Origin of the sequence: Sphingobacterium sp. LZ11T8 (assembly GCF_024261425.1) — a bacterium.
GTDB lineage: Bacteria > Bacteroidota > Bacteroidia > Sphingobacteriales > Sphingobacteriaceae > Sphingobacterium.
In genome coordinates this window covers 657,180-679,755 of record NZ_JANBZY010000002.1, presented here as the reverse complement: position 1 = coordinate 679,755, position 22,576 = coordinate 657,180, and the positions used below count along the sequence as shown (strand labels likewise).

The window sequence follows — 22,576 nt, the reverse complement described above, 5'->3', positions numbered from 1 at the left end:
AAATGAAAATTATGAAAACTAAAAAGATATTAATCGCAATTTTAACAGTTTTTTTGTTCTCCTCTTGTGAAAAAATTTTGGAGGAGAAACCAAAAACAATTTTAAGTCCTAATCAATTTTTTAATAATCCAGGGAGTTATGAATCTAGTGTAAAAGGTATTTATAGCGGATTACCATTATATGTTCCATTTACTCATGAAATGATTACGGATTTATATGATGCACCATCTCCAAAAGTAGAACAAGCATTACCTATATATAATAACCAGCCATCTCCATCATATTATAATGCTAGGGATTCCTGGAATGGACCTTATAGAATAGTGAAAAATGCAAATTTTATTTTAAAATACCTTAATGATGCACCCCTTGAGGAGAAAAAGAAAAATGCTTTAATTGCTGAGTCAAGATTTCTAAGGGCCTATGCTTTTTTTAATCTTGTTCAATTGTTTGGGGATATTCCTTTACCATTAGAAGTTGCTAAAAGTTATGAAAGTTTAAAATTACCTAGGACTCCACAAGCTGAAGTTTATTCGCAAATACTTCAAGATCTTCAATTTGCCGAGGACAACCTACCAGAGGTTGAGCCTCAAATTGGAAGAGTGAATAAATTTGTTGCAACTGCATTATTGGCAAGAGTATATCTTACAATGGCAGGAGAACCTTTAAATAAAACTACATATTATAAAGATGCATTAGAAAAAGCAAAAACTGTAATTGGGTCGAAAAAATACTCTCTTGTTTTAGACTATGCAAAAGTATTCCAGCAATTAAATTATACAAGTGAAACCATTTGGGATAAACAATACGTTGCGGGAAGAGGAGGGAATTTTATTCATAATAATTCTAGCACAGCCAATGGATACAATCCTTCCTTAGTACCTTCACAAAATTTTATTAAAAGTTTTCCAAAGGGAGATAGAAGATCACAATGGGGAATAGTAGAGAATTATAAAATTGGGAACCAAGTTTTAGAACGTCCGTTTATTCGAAAATTTGTTGATATAAATCTGATTGATCGTGGTGTATTACCTTCGGCTGCTTCGGTTTCTTACAGTTTGCCTTTAATTCGATTAGCAGAAATGTATTTAATTGCAGCTGAAGCTGAAAATGAAATTAATGGTCCTCAAAATGCGTATTCATATATAAATGAAATAAGGAAGAGAGCAAGGCTAGACGAAAATGATATTACCCATGTACCAGACCTAGTTAATTTATCTAAAAATCAATTGAGAGAAGATATTAGAAATGAATGGAATTGGGAGCTTTATCAGGAGGGATTTTCCTGGATGATTATGAAAAGGACCAATTCTTTTGATAGAATTCAAAAGCAAAGAGGAAGTACATTGACTTTGCCAATTGGAAATTATAACCAAACATGGCCAATTCCGGTGGAAGAAATAATTAATAATAATATACCTCAAAATCCACTATATCAATAATTTAAAGAATCTATGAAAAAATTAAATATATCAGGAAATATTTATGTCCTAATAACTGTTGTTTTATTTTTTATAAGTAAGGAAACTTTTTGCCAAACCTCTGGTATTAAAGAATTTTATTTATCCACTAATGGTAAAAATAATTCTAATGGATCAAAAGAAAAACCTTTCGGTAAATCTGAAATCGCTTTGGAGCAAATTGCCATTTATAAAAAGAAGAATCCTAATTCTAGGGTAAAATTATTAATCAACGATGGTCAATATTATCTATCAAAACCATTGGAAATAAACTTCGATGGCATTACGATAAAAGCCATTAATGAAAGGAAGGTGACTTTTTCAGCAGCAAATAAACTGAATCTGAGCTGGACAAAATCCAAGAATAACCTTTGGACAACTAAGGTGCCAGCAGGGTTAAAATTTCAACGGCTTTTTGCAAATGGTGATTTATTAAATCGAGCAAGATATCCCAATTATGATCCTAAGATTCTTCCTTTCAATGGATATGCTGAGGACGCTATCAGCCCCGAAAGAGTTAAAGGTTGGAAGAATCCACAGGGAGCGATTGTGCATGCCTTACATATTGGTAGATGGGGTGGATTCCATTATTTGGTAACTGGTAAAGATGAGAATGGGGAATTAAAATTAGAAGGAGGGTTACAAAATAATCGACCTAGCAAAATGCATGAAACATATCGGTTTGTAGAAAATGTATTCGAGGAATTGGACACGTTGAATGAATGGTATTTAGATCAATCAAGTTCAACGCTATATTTAAATTTCGGAGATCAGGATCCAAATAACTTTGAATTTGAAGTTCCTCAACTAGAATCTTTGATCTCAGTTAAAGGATCAATGGAAAAACCAGTTCGAGAGGTGCATATAACGGGGATCCGTTTTGTGCAAACAGATCCAACTTTTATGAAAACGGAAGAACCATTATTGAGAAGCGATTGGACCATTTATAGACAGGCTGCGGTCTGTTTTGAAGGTGCAGAACATTGTAGTGTTTCCAATTCTGACTTTATCGATCTGGGCGGGAATGCCGTTTTCTTGAGCAATTATAATAGAGGAGTAAAAGTGAGCGGGAATTTAATGGAAAGGATAGGTGGGGGTGCTATAAATTTTGTTGGGGATCCTCAGGCTGTTCGAAGTCCTTCCTTCAGGTATGAGAAATTCGTTGCTGAAAATGAAATAGACACTATTCCAGGTCCCAAAACGGAAAACTATCCAGCAGATTGTGAGGCGAACGATAATGTGATTAGAAATATTGGCCTGATAGAAAAACAAGTTGCCGGGGTTCAAATTTCAATGTCAGCAAGAATATCTGTACTGCACAACAGTATTTATGATGTACCAAGAGCGGGGATTAATGTAGGTGATGGAACATGGGGAGGACATCAGATTTCATTTAACGATGTATTCAATACCGTCCTAGAAACTAGCGACCATGGTGCTTTTAACTCCTGGGGAAGAGACCGTTTTTGGCATCCCGATAGAAAAGAGATGGACCGAATTGTGGAAGCCCATCCAGACTGGGTTAAATTGGATGCAATTGAAACAACGATCATCAGTAACAATAGATTTAGTTGTGATCATGGGTGGGATATTGACCTTGATGATGGTTCATCGAACTATGAAATATTTAATAACCTCTGTCTTAGTGGAGGATTGAAATTGCGAGAAGGTTTCTATAGGACGGTCTACAATAATATCATGATCAATAATGGGTTTCATCCCCATGTATGGTTCAAAAACAGCCATGACGTTTTTAGAAATAATATTGTGATGCATTCTCATCAAGATATTCAGGTTAACTATTGGGGAGATAAGGTTGATGAAAACTATTATACCAGTTTAAAAGACCTGCAAGCAGACCAAGCCAAATCGGTGGATGCTAATTCATCGGTTGTGGATTTAAATTTCGTAGATGTAGCGATCGGAAAATTTGATTTAATTTCCGGTAACATGAATTTTCAGTCATTGAATTTAAGTGATGTAGGAGTAAGAAATACCAGATTAAAAAGATTGCTGGATTCGCCCCATATCCCTGAAATCCATAAAGAAGGAAATATTTCGAAAGGTGCAGTTTTTGAATGGAAAGGAGCTAAGCTAAAATCTATTGAATCCTTAGGGGAACAATCTGCTGCTGGGCTACCAACGATGGAAGGGGTCTTGGTTTTAGAGCTTGAGGAAAATTCTCCATTGGCAAAAGCAGGGATTCAAAAGTCTGATGTTATTGTTGGATGTCAATCAGTGGATGTCAAGGAACTGAAGGACCTACAGCTTGTATTGAAGAGGGATCAGTATATGAATAAATTGAATATTGAAGTTTTCAGAAATCAGGAGAAAAAAACTATGCAGGTTAATTTATAATGCAGGTCAAATTCCTTGCATAGATTTTATGATCTTAATAAACTCTGCCGGATGTTCATCATGAAAACCATGACCAGAATCGACGGTTATCAGTTTGCAATCTTGGATTAAACCTGCAGCTTTAATGGCATCCTCATCTGACATAGCAGCCATGAGGATGCCATTTTCATCATATTGCTTCCACTTAGAATTCTTGGTGAAAATCAATTTTGTTGGACAGTAAATCTTTTTTAGAGTTTCTGCCTGATCAAAATTCTCAAACCAGGAACAATCGTAAAAACTATCAGCAAATCTTTTGTCATATCGGTTATCTGATGCCGATTCCCATATCTTATTAATGGCTAATGGGATAAAACCTATTCTGAATATTCGATTAGGATATTTTGCTCGGAATTTATTTGCTTTTGAAATAATGGTTTTCCAGAGGCCTTTGAACTTATTTTTCCAATAGCTTCGAGGGAGGTAAAAGGTTAAATAATCTTTTATTTCAGATTGTTGAAGAAAGTCATGGGCTATACGAAAGCTGTCTTGCCAAGCGAAAGTTTTTTGACAACGGTCTTTCTCTGTGGAAAACAAGGGTGGATCTTCTAAGACCGTACTTTGAATCCGAATATGATTTGCAGAAATCCAAGCTGCCAGAAGACCTCCAGAGGAATGCCCTGATAGATAGACAGGTTCTTTTATGACATGATCAATGAACCAGATAAAATCAGTGCCCATTTTTTCTGCGGTGTAACTTTGTGCTTCATGGCTAGATTTCCCATGTCCATGGCAATCTATAGCGAATACATGCCAATCTTGAGATAATTCCGGAAGTACTTTTGCATAATTTTTCCAATCTACCCCTTGGCCATGGATCAACATCAGTGCTGGACCGTTATCAGGTCCCTCACCATAATTTAGCACAATCCCATTTTCTAAATTGACCTGTTTTTCTTCAAAACCGAATTCGGAAATCTTTAACCGTTCTCTATCTTCTGAATGCAAATTATGCTCTACATATATAAAATATAGAATGATTAACAGGGCCAAGATACTAATCAAGATTATTAAGAGGTTCATCATGATTGGTTTTCAATTAAATAGGATAAAATTTCGACCAAATTTAAATAAATATTTTTACCGATTGTTGGTAAATTATTCATTGTTACCAGAAACAATTCTAATGTCATCATGTTCAATTATTATAATAGCCTTTATAAAGATTTAAACATAATAAAATGAATATCAATAAATTGATTGAACACCTAGGATCTGAGGACTTGTTAAAATATCAAAGTAAGACAGTAAAAAAAGAACTGCTTCATTTACCCTCTCCATGCTTTATTGATGATGTATATGGACCGACTGACAGAAATCCGCAGGTCTTAAGGAGTCTAGGAAATATTTTTGGACATGGAAGGTTAGCAGATACTGGTTATCTTTCCATTCTTCCAGTAGACCAGGGCATCGAACATAGCGCTGGCGCTTCATTTGCTGCAAACCCTATTTATTTCGATCCAGAGAATATTGTCAAACTGGCAATCGAGGGTGGATGTAATGCTGTGGCATCAACATTCGGCGTGCTAGGCGCTGTATCTAGAAAATATGCGCATAAGATTCCATTTGTTGTCAAGATCAATCACAACGAGTTATTGTCCTATCCCAATAAAAGTGATCAGATTCTCTACGGAACAGTTCGCGAAGCTTGGAACATGGGAGCTGCTGCAGTAGGTGCGACCATCTACTTTGGCTCTGAGGAGTCAGGAAGACAGATTGTTGAAGTGAGCAAAGCCTTTCAAGAAGCCCATAGCTTGGGCATGGCAACCATCCTATGGTGTTATTTGAGAAATGATGCTTTTAAAAAGGATGGCGTGGATTATCATTTATCTGCTGATTTGACTGGACAAGCTAATCATTTAGGGGTGACCATAGAAGCAGATATTATTAAGCAGAAGTTACCAGAAGTCAACGGAGGCTATAAGGCCTTAAATTTAGGGAACAGTAGTTATGGTAAGCTTGATGAAAGAATGTACAGTGAATTGAGTTCGGACCATCCTATTGATCTTTGCCGTTATCAGGTATTAAATTGCTTTGCGGGAAGATCGGGATTGATCAATTCAGGCGGGGCTTCAGGTAAGAATGACCTTCGGGATGCTTTGCAAACAGCCGTAATCAATAAAAGGGCTGGGGGAACAGGCTTGATCAGTGGAAGAAAGGCTTTTCAAAAGCCAATGAAAGAAGGTGTAGAACTGCTTCAGGGAATTCAAGATGTCTATTTAATGAAGGAAGTGGATATCGCTTAATATTGAAAAGGATAAATGGGCAACCTATCTATTTGCCCATTTACTCTTCATTTTTACTGGTATCAGGTTCTTCGCCCATTGCATATTTTCGGATAATATATTCACTGGCGAGTTTTAGTCCACGTTCGCTATGTTCGGGATGCAATCCTGCCGTGGTGAAAAACTCAATTTCATTATTGACCTTCGAATACCAAATTCTATTTACATCCTTAAGACCTAAAGTATCATATCTCGTGATTTTTCTAAAGTTTTTTAATCTGTCTTCATCCAAAGCTATTACCTTTTGATTCCACATGTTATTGTCTAAACAGTCTACCACAATGTATCGGTCCTTAAACCAAACCATGCACTCCTTTTTATCCTTGAAGGTAATATAACCTAAACTTGCAGCAATAAGTCCGGCAGATCCCACCCACATTATTGCCTTTTTGTTGAATTTCGAAGTATTGGTTCCTGATTCCGGAGACGAGGAACCTATTCCAGAGCTTTGTCTACTTGTATCAGGAAATTTTGGATCCTCTTTTTCAAGAGATTGGTTTAAAGGTAATATGGATGTCTCTCTTGATTTAGGGTTTATATCCGCTACCCAATCATCGATCCTAAATGGTCTTGGTTGAAAGTCAATCAGCACGGCCAAAAGCTTTACAATAGTTTCATCGGGATTGCTGGTTTTACCATCAATAAAATATCGTACAGGTTTTAATTTGTCAATGTCAATTCCGGCTATTGATTTTTCGAGATCTCCAAGTTCATCCTTTAAAATAAAGAAATCTCTCAGCGTTTTTCTGTCATCAGGATTCATACCCTCATTCAAAAGGAATAGGGCATAGTCTCTAAGATTAGCAGAAGTTGGATTTGCTAATCGGTCATGTAATTCATTGTTTTTGTGTTTTTCCCAATAGTTGGCAAGAACGCGTTCTTTAAATTTATTGAATGCTGACATTCCTATAATTAAATATTTTCCTCCCCAAGATTTACGGATCCGTAATTCTAATTAATAATACATTTCACAGCCAAAACAGTTTCACAACAGATCGCTTTGGAAATACCGGAATTCACATGGAATTACCGGAAATATCGTAAAAGGTTGATTATGAGCGGCTTTTAGTGCTTTAGTTTTGCTTTTGAAATCAGCGGTTAATACTGTTTGTGCTTTCAAGGAAAGATACAAAAGAGATTTCAATATTGAGGAATTCATGCCCCTCAATTCCAAAAAATTCAGAAGGCCTTCTGGAAAATTTTCTAGCAATCCCATATAAGGTGTATGTGGACCTAGCAGGCTTTTACCTTCTAATTTTTTGAAAAATGTGGTACTTAATCCTTTACCATTTAATGAACACAGGCAACCCAACTATGCCTATTGAACCGATTGACAATGATGCAATAATAATCCAATCCAACTCCGATTCGGGAGATGATGACCCAGTATATGGGGATCAGGGGCAGGTACGACCTCCACGTCCTAAAAAATAATACAATTAGAATTTGGTTGCCATTTCTGGCAACCAAATTATTCTCTTTTAAATGCTATTCCTGTTGTCCAATTGATTCTGAATATATGGTAATTAATTTTTTGTTTAATTTTTATGTATCTTAATCTTCACATGCTGAATGTTCAGCTTGTGATGCTACAATAACTTAAACCCAACATTTCTTAAATCAAATGCTTAAAAGTACCAGTCTGCCATTCGCAATAGCTTCGATTACTATTGTAATCAGCTTAATTTTCTTTCCTTATTCCAAATCTTTTTCTCAAAATGCTGTAGCAAGCAATGCCACAAAGGATACTTTTTTTGATCTGCCAGATGAGAATCTGCAAAGATCTATGGCATTAGTTGATAGCACTATTGCAGTTTATTTTGAACCGAATTCCTTTAAGATGAGTAGATTTTACAATCCTTTCAATAAAGTGAAATCTGAAGAGACTGCAAGTGTGTGGATGTATTCAGCTGGGATAGAAGCGGTGAATGCAATTTTATCGGGTTTAAGTGCAAACAAAGAATATGGCAACCAAAAGATCTATCAGGCAAATTATGCTAAATATGAAAAGCTACTTTCAAAATTATATGAGAACCTAGATTATTATTTGGGAACATTTGAATTAGTATCCTATACTCAAACAAAAACTTGGTCCGTTTATGCGGTTGATCGGGTAGGAGAAAAAGGGAAAGCCAATGTGACAGGCATATTAAATGTCTATGATGATCAAATGTGGTTATTACGGGAATTGATCCATTCCTATAAATTGACTGGAAACAAGAGTTATCTGGAAAAGGCTGAATACCTCACGGCCTATGTCCTTGATGGATGGGACTCAAATGTAGATGAAAATGGAAAGGAAATTGGCGGTATATCATGGGGCCCAGGTTATACAACTAAACATGCCTGTAGTAATTCCCCATTGATTAGTTCTTTGGTTTGGCTACATGAAATTTATAAAAACAAAAATGATCAGATTGAACATCGTTCTATTGATGTTAAGGATGGCAAAACCAGACTTTCGAAAATGGAACCTAAGCAGGTTTATTATCTGAATTTTGCAAAAGCTATTTACAAATGGCAAAAAGAAAACTTATTAAACCAAGAGGGTGTATATACTGATATGATGGGGGACTGTGATCCTGATTGCAAAATCCGTTATGAGGAAATAAACGGTAAAAAATATCGTGCGAATACAAAATTGACCAAGGCAGTCGGGGAATCATACTCCTACAATTCTGGAACTATGCTTTCGGGAGCTGTTGATTTATTCCGGGTCACAAAAGATGAACAATATGACAATGATGCCAAAGAACTAGCCAAGAACAGTTTTTCTTTCTTTGCAAAAGAAGGTAAAGAGATCCCTGATTATTACTCCTTTGGAACAGAGGGTTTCAAGAATTGGTTTAATGGAATATTATTGCGAGGGTTTAAGGATTTGGCCATGAGCAACAGTAATTACGGGCAATATATACAACCATTTCAGAAGAATCTAGACTATGGCTATCAACATGCCAATAAGGATGGATTCTTGGCATCCAATCTCTTAAAGGGATGGGATGAAGGAAAGGATACTAATGGCTTGGAGGGAATGTTCATGTTTACCTATGCAGCAGAGTATGCCTTATTAGCAGAGTATTATTACGGACTATAGCTTTATCATCCCTATTATTTATCAACTAAATATCACATTTGAGACCCTAAACTCATTTTTTGTACAAAATCCTTAACTTTATGTTTCAAATCTTAAAGCCATGAAAAAATTAGCAGTAATTGCTTCAACAGTCCTAGTCACTGTAATCATCATGACCATGGGCTTTACGGAAGGAAATCAAAAGGAAGAAAAATCAGAAACTAATAGCACAATGAGTTTAACAGGAAAAGAAAAAGAGATATATTTTGCCGGCGGATGTTTTTGGGGAACCGAACATTTTTTCAAATTGGTAAGAGGGGTAGTGGGTACAGAAGTTGGTTATGCCAATGGAAACAAAACCAATCCTACATACGAAGAAGTTTGCACAGGCAGTACCGGAGCCACTGAAACCGTAAAGGTAATTTACGACCCAGAAGTAATTGATTTAGGGCTATTAATCGATCTTTACCTTGAAAGTGTAGATCCAACAACTTTAAATAGACAAGGAAACGACAGAGGAACTCAGTATCGTACAGGAATTTATTATACCGATAAAAACGACGAACCTCTGATCAAGGATAAACTTCATGCCCTGTCTTTATCCATTCAAAGCCCTGTGGTTGTAGAAAATGAACCTTTGAGAAATTTCTATGATGCCGAAACCTATCACCAAGACTATTTAGATAAGAATCCAGGTGGATATTGCCATATAGGTCCTGAGCTTTTTGAGGTTGCCAAAAAAGCAAATCCTAAAAAGTAAAAGGTAAGAACTTAAGAGTGAGGGAAGCAAATAATATTTTTTGCTTCCCTTTTTTTGTGTTTAACATGAATATAGCTGTTTTCAGGGGGAGTATTTCTTCATTATTTTTCGCTAATTTGAATCATTCGATGAGGAAGAATTACAAATTCTTATTTTATGGAAATTTACATTGACAAATATTTGCCTACATTCTACGTTTTGAATAATAAACAATCAATAATAAGAGTTAATATATAAATTGAATTTCAATAGCTGAAGCCTAATTATTAATGAACGAATTACTGGAAAACACATTCAATTTCGTGCTCTCGAAATGGTACTACACAAGTGTATTTTTCTTCGTGTTTTTTAGTGTCCTTTACTTTGTAGGAACCTTTATTACAGAAACTATTGTACAGTATAAAACGAAGAATGCGAGTTTGAGGCAGATCGTATTTGCTCAAAAACCTGGGCAAAGGGCTAAAGAAATTAAGAACTCCTTGCTTTCCATCCTTGTATTCTCACTACAGGCGATATTTTTTCAATATTTATTCTCCATAGGAGTGTTTAAGGTCAGGTTTGACAATAATTGGAATTGCCTCTGGGAAATTCCGTTGCTCTTTCTTTGGAATGAAATGCACTTTTATGCAGTCCATTGGCTATTGCACAGACCTTGGTTCTTTAGGAATGTCCATAAGGTCCATCATTGGTCGAAGGAACCTACAGCATATTCTATTTTTAGCTTCCATTGGATCGAATCCTTCCTTTTAGGGACCGTAATTTTCTTTCCATTGTTTTTCCATGATTTTCAGGTCTATTCCATTTTGAGTTTGCCAGTTATGAGTTTGGTCATCAATTTGCTTGGACATTGTAACCATGAGATACCAAGTGATAAACCAAATACGTCATTTTCAAAATATACTTTTAGGCACAGCATGCACCATAAATGGGGTAGAGGCAATTTTGGTTTTATGCTGGGCATTTTCGATAAGATCTTCAATACTCAAATTTCAGATAATAAACACTAAATGAAAAAAGACAATAGACCAGTTTATATAAATGCCATTGGGATGCATCTTCCCAATTCACCGGTTTTCAATGAGGACATGGAAGATTTCTTAGGCTTGATTGGCGGGAAGCCCTCCAGAGCAAAGGAAAGGATGTTGAAACAGAATGGTATCAAGACAAGATATTATGCCCTTGATAAAAGCCAGAACTCGACGGATTCGGTAGCAGGAATGGCTGATAAAGCCATTAAAAACTGTTTAGCAAAAGCAAATGTCAATAAGGAAGACGTGGAGCTGTTAACTGCTGGTACAACTCAAGGCGATGTGCCTATTCCTGGCTTTGCAAGCATGGTTCATGCAGAATCAAAATTGCCAGTGTGCAATATTGTCTCGCATCAGAGCGTCTGTTCATCAGGCATTATGGCCTTAAAAAGTGCCTATTTGCATATATTGACTGGAGAAAACGAAAATGCCATTTCTTGTGCAGCAGATATGCCCAGTCGTATGTTTAAGGCCTCACGGTTTGCGAATCAACCCGAAATTCAGGAGAAAGGCTTGCCATTGGATACCGATTTTTTGAGATGGATGCTTTCGGATGGAGCAGGGGCCATGTACCTATCTGATAAACCTAATGCCAAAGGATTGAGCCTTGAGGTTGAATGGATAGACGTAAAATCCTATGCCAATAGTTTTGAGGTCTGCATGTACACTGGTGCCAATAAAAAGAAGGATGGCACAATTGATAAATATTGGTTGGATTATCCAAGTTTTTCAGCCGCCGATGCCGATGCCGCAATTAATCTAAAACAAGATATTAAGTTGGTCAACAATACCGTTAACCTCGGTGTTCAACATCTTTTTCAATTGATTGAAACCGGGAAAGTTGATCCTAAAAGAATAGATTGGCTAGTATGTCATTATTCTTCAGAATATTTTAAACAACCTATTGTAGATCTTTTGAAAAAAGGAGGATTAATCATTGATGAAGATAAATGGTTTACCAATTTACATGATAAAGGTAATACGGGTGCAGCCTCCATCTACATTATGTTGGAGGAATTACTATATAGTGGGAAGTTGAAGCCAAATCAGGAAATCCTATGTATGGTTCCCGAGAGCGGCCGTTTCATTACCACCTTTATGCAGCTCAAGGTAGTGGGCAATGCTCAGGAAGAGAAAAAACCATTGATCTCAAAAGAAGATGAAATCTTAGCGCCTGAAATCCATATTGATAATAAACCTATACAGGAGAAACTCGTGCGTGACCTTACGCAGATTTGGGTAGATTTTGAACTATCTCTACGTAGCACGCCGATTATCGAAAGGATTTACAATGGGACGATCAGTCTGGAAGATTATAAACTCTTATTGTTAAATTTAAGGCAACAGGTTATCGATGGATCGCAATGGATTGCGCGGGCTGCCTCCAATGTGAGCATGGATTATTTTGATATCCGTTCTTCCTTTATTTCCCATTCTCGCGATGAACATAAAGATTATCAGATCCTTGAAAAGAACTATATCAATTGTGGTGGAAATAAGGAAGCCCTCTATCAGGGTGAGAAAAATATTGGTTCGGAGGCTTTGAGTGCCTATATGTTCCATAAAGCAAGTCAACCCAATCCTTTTGACTTGCTAGGAGGAATGTTTATTATTGAAGGCTTGGGCAATCGTTTGGCTGGAAAATGGGGCCGTGCTATCCAGCATCAATTGGATCTAAAAGATGATCAGGTTTCTTTCTTTATCTATCATGAAACCTCTGACTCCAATGACAACCATTTTGAGCGATTTGAAAAGGCTCTTAATTCAGAATTGTTAACTGAAGAGATGGCAAAAAGAGTAGCCAAAACGGCGAAAGTCGTGGCGAAACTATATCAATTGCAATTGGCAGAAATCGGAAATTATTAATCAGCTTCTATGTTACATACCAGCGAATATTTCGAACATAAAAAGAACAATCCCAGAGACCCAAGTCATTGGCATGCATTGTTCTTGGACAATAGTGTCCCCTTTAATAAAGATGCAAAGGCTGCTTTTTTGTTTGATTCCAATAGAAAGAGCAAGCAATTTATGTTGCCTTTTTTAAGGGTATTTGGACGATTGACCATTATTATCTTACAGATCTTTAAAGCAGTTGCTCCCAATCTGATCAATGCCCCTAAGACCCTACATCGCTTCCTTTATTGGGGCATGAAGTATTGGGTTTCTCCTGAAGCCAACTTTTTGATCTTGAGGCATTTTTACCTAGGGTCTGAGGTCTTGCGATTTATCAAAGACAATGTTAAGGGAGCCGAGGATATTCCAATGAATCCCTTAAAGCCATTGTCTTTAGAAGTGGTCAAGGATAACTTGTTCTTGGAACATGATCTTAACCTTTACAATTTCATTATCAATTTAAATACAGCAATTCAGGAAAAGGGATTGAAAATTGAACCAGTTTCCAGTCCAGATTTCTCTGCAGTCTCTGCGGGACCTATTCCCTTTGAGGAATTTCCGAATCGCTGGACCAATATGATGGACCTCTCCTCGGCGATTGAGGTATTCACACCATTTATCAATTCTTTTTAACCGATAATGATTTTTGGAGAGCATCTAACTCTTTGCAATTGGATGAGGTCATTGGAGTATATGCAGCTACGATAATGAGCTGCCCTGAAAAGCTCATTGCCTTGAACAATAAACATCCCATGATTCCATTGCCTACTTATGGAGCAGGATTTAGGCTAACCCTACATGGTTTATCTACCGAGGTCCTACATCATCTGATTTCACAACAGAAACTGCATTCCGAAGAGACTCCGGTCGTTGTATAATTGAGGAAAATTAATAAATTGAAAAAGGGTTAACACGATAAATGTTAACCCTTTTTCTATAATATCTGGAGATTTATTTCTCTATCTCTTTCAAGCTATTCATTTTCTTGTATTCCAAGAATCCTTTGATGTCTTCAAAATGCTCACGTACGCGTTTGTTTCCGAATTCAAAAACCTTGGTTGCCAATCCATCCAAGAAATCGCGGTCGTGGGAAACCAAAATCAAGGTGCCATCAAAATCCTGCAGAGCATCTTTGATGATATCTTTAGTTTTCATATCCAAATGGTTGGTAGGCTCATCCAGAATCAATACATTTACGGGCTCCAACAACAACTTGATCATGGCCAATCTCGTTTTTTCACCCCCAGAAAGAACCTTTACCTTTTTCGTCGTATCATCACCGCTAAACATAAATGCTCCTAGAAGATCCTTGATCTTAACCCGTACATCACCAACTGCAATCTGATCGATAGTTTCAAATACGGTTAGATCTTCATCCAATAAAGCAGCCTGATTTTGGGCAAAATAACCGATTTTTGCATTGTGGCCAACTTTTAAGGTACCTTCAAAGTCGATCTCACCCATGATCGCTTTGATCATCGTGGATTTACCCTCACCATTCTTGCCTACAAAAGCTACCTTCTGTCCACGCTCAATGACCATATTTGCCTTTTGGAATACCAAATGGTCACCATAGGTCTTGGTGAGATCTTCAACAATGACAGGATAAGTTCCTGACCTTGGTGAAGGCGGGAATTTCAGGCGCAAAGCTGAATTGTCAACTTCATCGATTTCAATGATCTCCAATTTTTCCAACATCTTAACCCTAGACTGAACCTGTAATGTTTTGGAATAAGTCCCTTTGAAACGGTCAATAAATTCTTGATTATCGGCGATAAAGCGTTGTTGCTCTTCATAAGCCTTCAATTGGTGCAATCTACGTTCCTTGCGAAGTTCCAAATAATGGCTGTATTTGGCCTTGTAGTCGTAGATTTTACCCATGGTCACCTCAATGGTTCTATTGGTAATATTATCTACGAATGCGCGGTCATGGGAAATCACGATCACCGCCTTTGCCTGATTGACCAAGAAATCCTCTAACCATTCAATACTCTCGATATCCATATGGTTGGTCGGCTCATCCAACAAGATCAGGTCTGGTTTCTTTAATAGGATTTTCGCCAATTCGATCCGCATACGCCATCCTCCTGAAAATTCAGAAGTTTGACGATTGAAATCTGAGCGCTCAAAGCCCAATCCCTTCAATACCTTTTCAACCTCAGCATCGTAATTTGTCTCTTCAATAGAATAGAATTTCTCGCTCAGTTCGGAAACACGTTCGATCAATCTCATGTAATCATCCGTTTCATAATCGGTACGGATATTCAACTGTTCATTAAGCTCCTCCAGTTCATCACGCATTTTATAGACCTCTTCAAATGCCTTTGAAGTTTCCTCAAATACGGTCATATTATCCTTGGTCAACAAATGCTGCGGTAAATATGCGATTACGGCATCTTTAGGACCAGTTACATTTCCTGTTGTTGGTTTCCCAACACCAGCAATAATCTTTAATAAAGTGGATTTACCCGCACCATTCTTACCCATTAAGGCGATTTTGTCATTCTCATTGATTGAGAAGGTCACATCGGAAAAAAGAGTTGTTCCCCCAAAGGAAACGGAGATGTTATTTACATTGATCACGATTCGCTCGAATTTATTTTGAGCTGCAAAGATAGAGGAAAAATTCATTCTTTCGACCGAGTTCCTAATTTTAGGATTTCAATTGAAGGCCTTTTGTTAAAAATTCTTATCTTACTCTTACCTAATCCATTCGCTATGAAAAAACTAACCCTGCTTATCCTGTCGGTCTTGCTGAGTGCTGGCCTTACTGCCGCTGAAATCACCTTAAAGATCAATAAGAAATACCTCAATTTTCCGATATCCAATACGCAGGATCGGAAGAAAATGGAATTTAAACCAGATGGACATGATACTTGGTCAGTAGTTGTTAGGCTAGCCCCTGAGCATGCAGATTATTGGGTGTTTTACGATGTGTCCCATTTAAAGGGGAAAAATCTAAAAATCACCTTTGATGGAGATGAGAAGGCCTTAAAGCAGATCTATCAAGCTGATGAGATCAAGGGTCAGGAAAGTCTATATCAAGAGCAGAATCGCCCTCAATTCCATTTCTCTACCAAAAGGGGATGGATCAATGATCCTAATGGTTTAGTTTACTATGATGGAGAATACCATTTGTTTTACCAGCACAACCCTATGGAAAGGGAGTGGGAAAACATGCATTGGGGCCATGCTGTCAGTAAAGATTTGCTTCATTGGGAGGAGTTGCCTACAGCCTTATATCCAGATAAATTGGGGACCATGTTTTCTGGTTCTGCAATTATCGACTATAATAATACCGCTGGTTACAATAAGGGGGAGAAGCCAGCCATGATTGCCTTTTACACAGCAGCTAGTGCCGACAGACAGGTTCAGTGCATGGCTTACAGTCTTGACAATGGAAGAACCTGGACCAAATATGATAAGAACCCATTGATTGATTCCAAGGAGAAGTGGAACAGTCAGGATACTAGGGATCCCAAAGTCTTCTACCATGATCCTTCAAAACATTGGGTGATGGTTCTCAACGAGCTAGATGGTCATTCCATTTACACTTCAAGTAATTTGAAGGACTGGACCTATCAAAGTCATGTCTCCGGTTTTTGGGAGTGCCCAGAATTATTTGAACTTGCGGTTGACGGCGACCAGAATAATAAAAAATGGGTTATGTACGGAGCTACTGGTACTTATATGATCGGTTCATTTGATGGCAAGAAATTTACGCCTGAGGCTGGCAAGTACTTTTATAATGCAGGACATCTCTATGCTGCGCAGACTTATAGCAATATTCCTGAAAAAGATGGCAGAAGGATTCAGATCGGCTGGGGGAGGATCCCTCAAGGTGATATGCCCTTTAATGGGATGATGATGCTTCCTACGGAATTGACCTTAAGAAATACCAAAGATGGACCGCGACTATTCAGTGTCCCAATTAAGGAAACCGAGAAACTCTTTAACAAGGTCGATTCCTGGACGAATTTAACGGCAGCGAAAGCTAACGAGTTATTGCATAAATACAGTGATAAGGACAAATTGCGCATAAAAACAAAGATCAAACTTTCCCATGCCACTGATGCAGGATTCAATCTATATGCCCAAAGGATGATCAGTTACGATATGAATTCCAACATGCTGAATGGCATGTTCTATTCACCACAGGACCCGACGAGCATGGAACTATCAGCTGATATCTATATCGACAGAACATCCATCGAAGTTTTTTTCGACAACGGAATCTATTCCAGCTACCTAGATCGCAAACCCGATAAAAACAATACGGAAGGCTACCATTTCTGGGGAAACAATATTGAAATATTAGAACTTGAAGTCTATGGTGTAAAAGGAATTTGGTAAAGAAACTGATGACTGGCTCTTGAATTTTTAAATATAGAACTCTATGGGCAAGGTCAATAAGTTAAGGTTTTTTTGTGTGATACTGAGGAACGAAACATCTCGGAACATTGCAAACCTAATTTTTGGAATGATAGCATTGGCGTGCAGGTCCTCAATCTTCGAATGAAAATGACAAAGTCATGAGGGGAAGAACCGTACAGTTTCCTCACTATACGTTCAGAATCACAATGCGCCAAAGAGGGATTCAGAGTGAAACGAAAAATCTATTTCTTATTTTTTTTAGGATTTTTGTCATCTTGAGCAAAGCGAAAGAACTGTTTTCTATCTTCAAAAATATTCATTGAAAAATATTTCACCTACGCTGTGGATTGGCCATTCTAATCATCCAAGTTCTACAAAGATTCCACCCCCTTTGGGGGTTTGCAAATCTATCAATGAGCAAATTATCTTGGCCCATCCTCTCATCCTTTTCATCCTGGTTCGACCCAACAAACCTTCCCCTCGATCACACTCCTTCAAAAACTCATTATTTTCGTGACAATTAACACCTATTATTCCTATATTTAGTTACACTAATTAATGAAAAATGAACAAAAAAACCATTTTATTAGGTATACTGCCGGCATTCCTGACCGTGATGTCCTGTAATAATTCGGCTAATAAAGATGCTGAGGCCAATCAAGATAGTATTACTTCTTCCACTGTTGATACAACGGTAAGTACTTCCACCGTTCCAGCCTCAACTTCCTTCAACCCGGAATCTTTAGCAGAAGCAACCGCAGATATGGGGCAATTTCCATATTATTCCATCCCAGAATGGGTGGATGCAAAAAGCAGCTATGGTTTCGATAGGGAATCGGATTTTGGAAAAATTGAGTTCTATACAGGAAATTCATTTTACCCACTGGAGGGAAAGGTCAAGGTGAAGGGATATGCCATGAATGGAACTTGGGATGAATATAAATTTGTTCAATCCTTTGCCAAACATTTCGAAAGCCTTGGCGCTAAAAAGTTGTTTGAAGGACAAATTCCACAGGACCAAATTGATGCCTTGAATAAAGCTAAGAACAAGGATAGCTATTATTTCGATTTTGCAACCTCCAATATGGAGAATCTTGTAACCTATGGCCTGAAGAAAGAGGGTAAACTGGTCCTTTTTGCTATTGCTAGCAATTCTGCCTATGCTGCAATTTATACGGGAGAAAGTGATGCTTTCAAACAGACTGTAGGCATCATTAAAGCAGATAAAATTGAAAAGGATTTGAACGAAAAAGGAAAATCTGTCCTACACATTAATTTTGATACGGATAAAGCCACATTGAAAGCTGATGGCAAAGATGTTGTTTCGGAAATTGGCAAGGTCCTGAATTCCAATGCGAGCTTGAAATTAGATATCAATGGATATACAGATAACGTAGGCAATGCAGACCATAATCTAAAACTATCAAAAGATCGAGCTAATACGGTTCTTTCTACTTTAGTTCAGGATGGAATCGATAAATCAAGGCTTACCGCAAATGGTTTTGGAGCCAATGATTTTATCGCTGACAACAATACCGATGTTGGAAAAGAGCAAAATAGGAGAGTCGAATTGGTAAAAAAATAAGCCTTATTTATTCATTTTATCAATAATAGAAACGATCAACATAATCAACCCTCCAACTATATAAATGGACATAGGGACCACAAAGAACCACTTAAATGCCCAGTATTGATATTTGGACATCTTATTGAACATTTTTGGACGTTTCATATATAAAGAACAATCCTAAAAGAAAAAGGGTCCGCATAATTTTATGCAGACCCTTTTTGCTTCTAACTGTTATTTTATTTTAAAACGAATTTAAATCCTAGCGAAAACCTAGAGGCTTCAAAATGTGAACCATGAGATAGGTTCCACCATGGTTTCCAATCTACGTGCATCGCTAATGGTGTTGAAGGAATTCTGAATTCCATACCTAAAGCTGGACGGATTGCAAAATCCGTATGGGTGTCCCCATCCCAGTGTTTGTCATCATCATACCAATCATCATCCCATTTTCCATGGTCGATAAATGATAATTGAGGACCTACACCTACATACCACGTTAACCCTCTGGTACCAGAGATACGTTGGTTGTATGAATAATCAACACCTACCACGGTAATGTGGTCTCCAAATAATACTTGGGCATTTCCTGCGTCTCGACCACTGAAGCTATGTTTGATCTGTGGTCCAAATAATGATTCTCCATCACCCACATCTACTCCCAGACCAATGGCAGTACGGTAAGGTGTCTGTGCGTTTGCCTGCTCATTGGCAGCAAACATTAAAATAAAAAGGGTTAGAATAGGTAAAAATACTTTCTTCATGATAATAAATAATTGTTTCAAATTTCAAACCTTCGATATGAAAGTTTCCGCTGTTATAACAAATAGTTTGCCAAAAGGCACCTTTATCCCCCTTTAAAACACTATATGACAGATTTAGAACAAAATAAAAACCTCAGGCAAATCTTTCCTGAGGTTTCAAGTTTTTAAAGATTTATTGAATTATAATAATTTGCTGTGTAAATCGCCAAGGTTATCAACTTCATCATCTTCTTCCTCATGATATGGCTTATTATTATCATTTAAAGTTTAACCTTCGCCTATAGGTTCATTATCATCTTTCAATGGATCTTCTTTTTGATCATATTCCTGTGAGCCCTGGTCGGAATCCGGATCATAGAAAGGATTTTGGTAATCAGGTTCATTATTTTTTTCGTTTTTATTGTCTTCTGGATCCTGAATTAAGCTAATCGCAATAATAGGTCCTTGACTATTCATTGCATAATTGACTTTTGAGTTCATAATCTTTTTTTATTAAGTAAACAGGTTGATAATGATTTAGTTGTAAAAATTATATTTGATGTCGAGTATAAATACCCTTTCTCAATATTTGTTCAACAAATTTCTACCTAGTGTTTTCATTATATAATAAATGAATTGTTTAATTATCCATTTTGCAAAGAACCAGGTTACTTTGATATTCTTTAGGGTAACCTGGTTTGTTTATTATCCAATAAACTCGTCGGACTTTGTGTTTTATTTGCCAACGAATTCATCTGCAATATGTTCTATATTAAAAAATGTGTTATGGCGACGAAAAATGAAAGTGCTACGGAAGGTTTAAATAATAAGGGAAGACCAGATAAAAAGAAAGATCTGACAGCCTTTATGAAACGGAAAGAAAAACATCAAGATGGAGCAGGGGAAGCCGGTGTTGACCCACAGCAGGAACAACTTAATACTATGCCTAATCCTCATGAATTTCCCAAAGAACCTAAAAAAAAGAAAACTAAAAAATGATCACATGAAAAAGTTAATCCTATTGACACCCGTTGTTGTCTTTACCTTATTGATGTTGGCATGTACGAATACAAAAAACATGGACAACCAAAATAAAATAGATCAACCCATTGATACTGCAGATAGGCTAGATAGTGTGGATAGTGCTAGAATCGATAGTACCCTAACGGAACAGCCAATCAATCCTGTGGAGTAGAAAATATGTGATTGTTATTCAAAGAAAATTGATTTAAGCATCATCCATATATTAAGGTTAAAGTATTCCGATAAAAAATCATATTTTTAAGAATACTTTTAAACCTATTGCAATGCATAAAATCTTCTTAACAACATTTTTGCTATCCCTTATTTTAGCCTCCTGTACAAATACCGCTAAAGACCAATCTAAAAAGGATGTTCAATCTGATACCAGCAGTATTTTTAAAGATTTTCCCAAAATTGGAAAGATCGAAGTTCTAGATCCCGCTATGTTGAATATTGTGGACAGTACTGCTCAAGTAGAGAAATTAGCTGATGGGATGACATGGGCTGAAGGTCCAGTTTGGGTGAAGGACGGCAACTACCTATTGTATTCGGACACTAGGCAGAATATTATCTACCAATGGTCGGAGTCTGCAGGGCTTCAGGAATTCATTAAACCCGCAGGTTTTGAAGGGCCAGAAGTCTATTCCGAAGAACAGGGGACCAATGGTCTGTTGATAAACCAACAGGGTCAATTGGTAGCATGTGATCACGGTAATCGTCGAATTGCTCAAATTGACCTGAAAACTAAGAAAAAAGAAACATTGGTTGGAAACTGGGAAGGTAAAAAGTTCAATTCACCAAATGATATTGCTCAACATCCTAATGGGGATTATTATTTTACTGATCCACCTTATGGATTACCAGGTCGTGAAAATGACACCGAAACAAAGGAAATCAAAGAAAATGGTGTCTATAAAGCTAACCAAAAAGGAGAGGCAGTTCAGGTTGTTTCCAATTTAGCAAGACCTAATGGTATTGCTATTTCCGCAGATGCAAAACAGGTTTTTGTAGCATTGAGCGATGGAAATAACCCTTACATCATGGCATATGACATCAAAGCAGATGGCTTATTGTCTGAAGGTCGAATATTCTTTGATTTCAAAAAGAATTTTCCAGAAGAATCCCTTGCAGCAGATGGTATCAAGGTCGATGCAAATGGAAATATGTATGCAGCTGCCGGTGATGGAGTTGTGGTCATTAATTCTACTGGAAAACCTATAGGAAGAATTCGCTCTACCGTGCATACTGCTAACTGTGCCTTTGGAGCTGATGGCTATCTTTATCTGACATCAACGGATCAGTTATTGAGAATTAAACTAAAGATCTAAAACAATGATGGGAGGCAACTGTCTTTATAGTGAACAAAAAACATTTTAGCTATGGAAGATCAAATCCTCGATTTAGAAAAGAAGTACTGGCAGGGAATGGCCAGTCTAGATTATGATACTGTCCGAGACCTTACCTATTTTCCATGTACCGTAGTCAGTAAGTATGGCGTAAAATACTTAGATGAACCGACCTATAAGAAAAACTTTGATATGGGGAAAGGTATGAAAATGGAAATTAAGGGAATTTCCGAAGCTGTCGTGCAAATGTTCAGTAAGAGTTTTGCAACCATTGGTTATTTAATCGATGTTGAATTTGAAAGCCAAGGGCAATTTCGCAAAGCCAAATGTGCATGTAGCTCCGCTTGGATCCAAGAAAACGGAAAATGGAAATGTTCCCTGCATTCTGAAGCAGATTATTCCCCAGCTGAACAGAAAAAATAAGAGAAATAACAGCTCATTAAAATAGAAAAAGGACTTGAATCAGTCCTTTTTCTATTTTTTATTTTCTCAACAATACAAACTTAATCATGTTTAAACAACTAATAAATAACTTGTTGCATTTGCTTCGTTGAAATCTTTTTAATTATTAGAGAATAACAATAAAAATATTACGGAATACCGTAATGTTAAATAGTATTTTTGAGA

At 37.1% G+C, this 22,576-nt stretch carries 21 protein-coding genes; 16 read left to right on the top strand and 5 right to left on the bottom strand.

From position 1 onward, the window contains the following. Window positions 1-11 precede the first annotated feature (11 nt). Window positions 12-1,442, top strand: a complete 1,431-nt coding sequence (locus tag NLF99_RS07875; protein WP_254527600.1) for a RagB/SusD family nutrient uptake outer membrane protein — start codon at window positions 12-14, stop codon at window positions 1,440-1,442. 12 nt (window positions 1,443-1,454) lie between these two features. Next, window positions 1,455-3,818 carry a PDZ domain-containing protein gene (locus NLF99_RS07870; RefSeq protein ID WP_254527598.1) on the top strand — a complete coding sequence of 788 codons (2,364 nt, stop codon included), beginning with the start codon at window positions 1,455-1,457 and terminating at the stop codon, window positions 3,816-3,818. Window positions 3,819-3,824: 6 nt separating this feature from the next. Here NLF99_RS07870 and NLF99_RS07865 read toward each other — a convergent pair whose 3' ends face one another. Continuing rightward, complete coding sequence (locus tag NLF99_RS07865) at window positions 3,825-4,883, bottom strand: alpha/beta fold hydrolase (RefSeq protein WP_254527596.1); 1,059 nt, start codon at window positions 4,881-4,883, stop codon at window positions 3,825-3,827. 155 nt (window positions 4,884-5,038) lie between these two features. On the opposite strand from NLF99_RS07865, the gene NLF99_RS07860 reads away from it, so the two are divergent. Beyond that, the gene (locus NLF99_RS07860) at window positions 5,039-6,103 is read left to right on the top strand and encodes a class I fructose-bisphosphate aldolase (protein ID WP_254527595.1); all 1,065 of its coding nucleotides are present in this window, start codon (window positions 5,039-5,041) and stop codon (window positions 6,101-6,103) included. A 40-nt stretch (window positions 6,104-6,143) separates the two neighbouring features. Here the strand turns inward: NLF99_RS07860 and NLF99_RS07855 are convergent, their stop codons facing one another. Further along, window positions 6,144-7,046, bottom strand: coding sequence for a hypothetical protein (locus NLF99_RS07855; RefSeq protein WP_185212549.1), 903 nt, complete (start codon window positions 7,044-7,046; stop codon window positions 6,144-6,146). Between the two features lie 362 nt (window positions 7,047-7,408). Between NLF99_RS07855 and NLF99_RS07850 the strand changes: the two genes are divergently transcribed. The 7 genes from NLF99_RS07850 to NLF99_RS07820 all read left to right on the top strand — a co-directional run bounded on the left by NLF99_RS07850 (window position 7,409) and on the right by NLF99_RS07820 (window position 13,774). Continuing rightward, window positions 7,409-7,576 carry a hypothetical protein gene (locus NLF99_RS07850; protein ID WP_185212548.1) on the top strand — a complete coding sequence of 56 codons (168 nt, stop codon included), beginning with the start codon at window positions 7,409-7,411 and terminating at the stop codon, window positions 7,574-7,576. A 190-nt stretch (window positions 7,577-7,766) separates the two neighbouring features. Then, the gene (locus tag NLF99_RS07845) at window positions 7,767-9,236 is read left to right on the top strand and encodes a glycoside hydrolase family 76 protein (protein ID WP_254527592.1); all 1,470 of its coding nucleotides are present in this window, start codon (window positions 7,767-7,769) and stop codon (window positions 9,234-9,236) included. A 100-nt stretch (window positions 9,237-9,336) separates the two neighbouring features. Next, on the top strand, window positions 9,337-9,975 hold the full coding sequence (gene msrA, locus NLF99_RS07840) for a peptide-methionine (S)-S-oxide reductase MsrA (protein WP_254527590.1): 639 nt from the start codon (window positions 9,337-9,339) through the stop codon (window positions 9,973-9,975). 269 nt (window positions 9,976-10,244) lie between these two features. Further along, window positions 10,245-10,982, top strand: a complete 738-nt coding sequence (locus tag NLF99_RS07835) for a sterol desaturase family protein (RefSeq protein WP_254527587.1) — start codon at window positions 10,245-10,247, stop codon at window positions 10,980-10,982. Then, the gene (locus NLF99_RS07830; RefSeq protein ID WP_254527586.1) at window positions 10,983-12,869 is read left to right on the top strand and encodes a beta-ketoacyl-ACP synthase III; all 1,887 of its coding nucleotides are present in this window, start codon (window positions 10,983-10,985) and stop codon (window positions 12,867-12,869) included. A gap of 9 nt (window positions 12,870-12,878) precedes the next feature. Beyond that, complete coding sequence (locus NLF99_RS07825) at window positions 12,879-13,529, top strand: hypothetical protein (protein ID WP_254527585.1); 651 nt, start codon at window positions 12,879-12,881, stop codon at window positions 13,527-13,529. Between the two features lie 38 nt (window positions 13,530-13,567). Next, window positions 13,568-13,774 carry a hypothetical protein gene (locus NLF99_RS07820; RefSeq protein ID WP_254527584.1) on the top strand — a complete coding sequence of 69 codons (207 nt, stop codon included), beginning with the start codon at window positions 13,568-13,570 and terminating at the stop codon, window positions 13,772-13,774. 73 nt (window positions 13,775-13,847) lie between these two features. On the opposite strand, the gene NLF99_RS07815 is transcribed toward NLF99_RS07820, so the two are convergent. Further along, a complete protein-coding gene (locus NLF99_RS07815; RefSeq protein WP_254527674.1) occupies window positions 13,848-15,479 on the bottom strand; it encodes an ABC-F family ATP-binding cassette domain-containing protein in 1,632 nt (543 codons plus the stop codon). A gap of 135 nt (window positions 15,480-15,614) precedes the next feature. Between NLF99_RS07815 and NLF99_RS07810 the strand changes: the two genes are divergently transcribed. Then, window positions 15,615-17,249 (top strand): glycoside hydrolase family 32 protein, encoded by a 1,635-nt coding sequence (locus NLF99_RS07810; protein ID WP_254527583.1) that lies wholly within the window; start codon window positions 15,615-15,617, stop codon window positions 17,247-17,249. 586 nt (window positions 17,250-17,835) lie between these two features. Beyond that, window positions 17,836-18,855 carry an OmpA family protein gene (locus tag NLF99_RS07805; protein ID WP_254527582.1) on the top strand — a complete coding sequence of 340 codons (1,020 nt, stop codon included), beginning with the start codon at window positions 17,836-17,838 and terminating at the stop codon, window positions 18,853-18,855. A 221-nt stretch (window positions 18,856-19,076) separates the two neighbouring features. Here NLF99_RS07805 and NLF99_RS07800 read toward each other — a convergent pair whose 3' ends face one another. Together NLF99_RS07800 and NLF99_RS07795 are read right to left on the bottom strand one after the other, a co-directional pair. Further along, the gene (locus NLF99_RS07800; protein ID WP_254527581.1) at window positions 19,077-19,601 is read right to left on the bottom strand and encodes a hypothetical protein; all 525 of its coding nucleotides are present in this window, start codon (window positions 19,599-19,601) and stop codon (window positions 19,077-19,079) included. A 267-nt stretch (window positions 19,602-19,868) separates the two neighbouring features. Next, window positions 19,869-20,081 (bottom strand): hypothetical protein, encoded by a 213-nt coding sequence (locus NLF99_RS07795; protein WP_254527580.1) that lies wholly within the window; start codon window positions 20,079-20,081, stop codon window positions 19,869-19,871. A 285-nt stretch (window positions 20,082-20,366) separates the two neighbouring features. Here NLF99_RS07795 and NLF99_RS07790 point away from each other — a divergent pair, with 285 nt between their 5' ends. From NLF99_RS07790 to NLF99_RS07775, 4 genes are all read left to right on the top strand, one after another. Beyond that, complete coding sequence (locus NLF99_RS07790; RefSeq protein WP_185212536.1) at window positions 20,367-20,579, top strand: hypothetical protein; 213 nt, start codon at window positions 20,367-20,369, stop codon at window positions 20,577-20,579. Window positions 20,580-20,583: 4 nt separating this feature from the next. Then, entirely contained in the window at window positions 20,584-20,775 is a 192-nt protein-coding gene (locus NLF99_RS07785) for a hypothetical protein (RefSeq protein WP_254527579.1), read from the top strand. Between the two features lie 112 nt (window positions 20,776-20,887). Next, window positions 20,888-21,931, top strand: coding sequence for an SMP-30/gluconolactonase/LRE family protein (locus tag NLF99_RS07780; RefSeq protein WP_254527578.1), 1,044 nt, complete (start codon window positions 20,888-20,890; stop codon window positions 21,929-21,931). A 51-nt stretch (window positions 21,932-21,982) separates the two neighbouring features. After that, window positions 21,983-22,372 (top strand): nuclear transport factor 2 family protein, encoded by a 390-nt coding sequence (locus tag NLF99_RS07775; protein ID WP_254527577.1) that lies wholly within the window; start codon window positions 21,983-21,985, stop codon window positions 22,370-22,372. Window positions 22,373-22,576 lie beyond the last annotated feature (204 nt).